The sequence below is a fragment of the Helicobacter sp. 11S02629-2 genome (genome assembly GCF_002272875.1).
GTDB lineage: Bacteria > Campylobacterota > Campylobacteria > Campylobacterales > Helicobacteraceae > Helicobacter_I.
This window is the reverse complement of record NZ_MLAN01000042.1, coordinates 1-1,092: the sequence shown is the minus strand read 5'-3', so window position 1 is coordinate 1,092 and position 1,092 is coordinate 1. Positions and strand designations below refer to the sequence as shown.

The following is a 1,092-nucleotide window of genomic DNA, read 5'->3' as shown; positions in this document are numbered from 1 at the left end:
ATAAGCCCTGAAGTTCAAAAAGAGTGGATGGATACTTTTGGCTTAAAAAGTATAGAAGATACTTATATGCCAAACATACCAAAAAGCATTAACAAAATCATAGGGAAAGATGTGTCACTAACAAAAGGAAGTTTAATTAAGATGGCAAAACATAATAGACTAAGTCATATAAACAAAATAAAGCCTACTTTAGAAACTCCAGACTTTATTATAAAACAAGACCAATCCAACTATATTTTTGCAAAAGACTTTAATGGAGAAAAGTTCTTTACTAGCGTAGCTGGTGACAGAAATGGCAAGTGGGTGATTGTAAGTAATGCACCTAAAAGCTTAAGAGGTTTAAACAATAAACTCAATAATGGTGGAAGGTTAATATATGGAAAATTGCCTAGCACCTCAGATTAACGCTAAGTGCTACTTTCGAGATTAAAGCAAACTCTAATAATCTGGCAACCATTAGACACACCAATCTTACTAAATAGAGTTGAATAAGTCAAGAAACATAGGGCAAAGAGACAAGAAGCACATCTTGCAAGATTTAACCTTGTATTCACATAAGAGGGGCTAAGATCTTGATACGTGGAAAGGGAAAAGCCTGCTTTTAGCATAAAGATAAGGCTTTTTTCATCTCTAATATTTCAAAATAGCGTAAAATCAAGCCCCGCATAGCCTTGCTTATCTTTTTGGTGTGCGTTAGGTGGGCTATAAAGCCATAACTCATATTTAAATTTAGACTTAAAGTGTTGTAATTAATGTTGTTTTTGGCACAAAAGTCATTTATGTAGCTTAAAATCTCCTCGCTTTTTAAGTTGTCAAGCTTTGTAGAAAAATCATCTTTTGGCTCTTCTTTTTCTTTCTTTGTTAGGGCAAAATTATAAGTTTTTATGAAAGTTTCTAGTAGGGCTTTGCTTTGTTCGCTTAGATCCTTATCTTGACCTGCACGCTTTAACGTTTTTGTGCTTAAGTTAGTGCAGTTTGCGACTTGTGCGTAAGTGATTTTGTTTGTTTGGCAAAAAGCTTTTATGCTTACTTGGCTTTTTTCTTGCATAGCAGTTAGCTTTATGTCTTGTGATATATCTACTTCATCGCCTT

The 1,092-nt window shown here is 33.9% G+C and carries 2 protein-coding genes; one reads left to right on the top strand and one right to left on the bottom strand.

The features are described from left to right. A partial coding sequence (locus BKH40_RS08570; RefSeq protein WP_257842551.1) for a PBECR2 nuclease fold domain-containing protein occupies window positions 1-405 on the top strand: 405 nt, incomplete at its 5' end. Between the two features lie 196 nt (window positions 406-601). Here the strand turns inward: BKH40_RS08570 and BKH40_RS08840 are convergent. Further along, the coding region (locus BKH40_RS08840) for a hypothetical protein (protein WP_180675178.1) at window positions 602-1,092 on the bottom strand (491 nt) is incomplete at its 5' end.